At 35.0% G+C, this 2,231-nt stretch carries 2 protein-coding genes; one reads left to right on the forward strand and one right to left on the reverse strand.

Annotated features, from left to right (window positions below):
* Window positions 1-1,304 (reverse strand): RagB/SusD family nutrient uptake outer membrane protein (locus HRU49_RS14575; protein WP_296358451.1); only part of this gene is annotated, 1,304 nt, incomplete at its 3' end.
* Between the two features lie 271 nt (window positions 1,305-1,575).
* On the opposite strand from HRU49_RS14575, the gene recA reads away from it, so the two are divergent.
* Window positions 1,576-2,231, forward strand: a 656-nt coding sequence (gene recA / locus HRU49_RS14580; RefSeq protein WP_296358453.1) for a recombinase RecA, incomplete at its 3' end; no start/stop codon positions are given.

A 2,231-nucleotide genomic window follows, 5' to 3' on the forward strand; every position in this document is an offset into this window, starting at 1 on the left:
TCTATTCTTGTTTGTAGATAAATTTCATCTTCAAGTTCTTCCCCTGATAAACTATTAAGGTAATTTAAATCTGGTAGACGCTCTGACAAAACTTCCGCAAGAGCAACTCTTGCTTCTGCATCTTGACCTAATTTAGCTAAGGATTCTGCCTTTAGAAGGTGTAATTCCGTAATTCTCATGTATACATAATCGGAAACGACATTTCCAGCAGGACCACCAATAATTCGATCTGCATCGTAAAACTTATAAAGTGGCATTAAATTATAGTACCCAGAACCAATATAGAATTGAGCCTTTCTCACATCAGAAGTTAAAATAGTATTGTACAAATTTTGATCAATAGCTTTAGAATCGCCTGCCCAGGCATAACTGTAAGAAAATGCATCTACATGTCCCCACCAAGATACCAATCTCAAATTCATCTCTGAAGTTATATCTACACCCCAAATCCAGCCAGATGTATTAACGTTATTAAAGCCTCCGGTAACTTCTGTGTAGTTCATAATGGTTGCGCCGCTACTGGTTATAACTTCGTCGCAAAGAGCAATAACTTCTGCTAATCTTGACACATTTTTTTGTGCAGCAATTGCATAAGCCAAAATAGCTTGTGCCATAAATTTATTGATATACTTTTTAGAAGGTCTTTGGTAATTCTCCAATAAATCTATTGCTCTATTTAAATCACTTTCGATCAGTTGAAATACTTCTACTGTTGTTGATTTAGGCATATAATCACTATTTGCTTCACGATAAATTGGCAATATTTCTGCTTCTGGATCATATTCATTAGCCATATACTGGGCTAAATAAAAATAAGAATGAGCACGCATAGCCAAAGCCTGACCTAGAAAATGGCGTTCCTCTTCAGTTTCTGGGTTTGCATCATCACCTCCCATAAAACCAATAATAGTATTTGCAATTTCAATTGTATCATAATAATGTGTCCAAACTTGATAATTACTTTCATGTGTGTAATCGGTAGTACATAAATGCGCCACTACATTAGCAATAGTACCTTCATCATTCTGTTCTGGATACCAACCATAAATAGAGTTACTTAGTGCCATATCACCAATTAATATATCAGAAAATAAGTCATAGGTTTTGTGCCCAAAATCAGCATGACTTTGGGTCCCACCTGAACCAGGAGTGTACATCTTGGCATATAAATCATCGATTAACTGGGACGCTAGTTCTAGGTCAACACTATTTTCTGTAATCTCATAATTGATATCTTCTGAGCAGGTGAAAAAAGTCATTATCATCAATAAGGCAACAGCGTATTTTAGTAAATAATTATTCATATTCAATTGATATTTAATAGTTAAAATCTGTAGTGAGGTTGATAGAAAACAATGATACTGTCATCAATTAATTGACAAATTACGTTCTCTATTACTTGATACTTTGTAAGCTTCGAAGACAAAATCCATTCTTTTAAAAAAGGATTTTTACTAAGTACATTCTATTTCAATTATTAGATGTGAAAATCTTAAAATGGTTGCGCCATTACATTGAAAAAAATTAAAATAAGTGGTATTTTTGAGGATAAATTAATTAAGAAATCAGAAGACAATGAGCAGCGAAAAAGAGGCGAAACTAAAAGCGTTAAAATTAACGTTAGACAAATTAGACAAAGCATACGGTAAGGGAACTGTAATGAAAATGAGTGATCAGGCGATAGAAGATGTTGATGCTATTTCGTCGGGTTCTTTAGGTTTAGACATCGCTTTGGGAGTTGGAGGTTATCCAAGAGGTCGTGTTATTGAAATCTACGGTCCGGAATCATCTGGTAAAACGACCTTAACACTACATGCTATTGCTGAAGCCCAAAAAGCAGGTGGTATTGCCGCCTTTATTGATGCGGAACATGCCTTTGATCGTTTTTATGCCGAAAAACTTGGTGTAGATTTAGAAAATCTTATCATTTCTCAACCTGATAATGGTGAGCAAGCCTTAGAAATTGCTGATAACCTAGTGCGCTCTGGCGCTATAGATATTATTGTAGTGGATTCTGTTGCTGCCCTAACTCCTAAAAGTGAAATCGAAGGAGAAATGGGAGATTCTAAAATGGGACTTCATGCACGCTTAATGTCTCAAGCTTTAAGAAAACTAACTGCATCTATAAGCAAGACCAACTGTACCATGATTTTTATTAACCAATTACGTGAAAAAATTGGTGTTATGTTTGGTAATCCTGAAACAACAACTGGTGGTAATGCTTTAAAGTT

The sequence above is a fragment of the Winogradskyella sp. genome, from assembly GCF_013213975.1.
In the GTDB taxonomy this organism is placed as follows: Bacteria; Bacteroidota; Bacteroidia; order Flavobacteriales; family Flavobacteriaceae; genus Winogradskyella.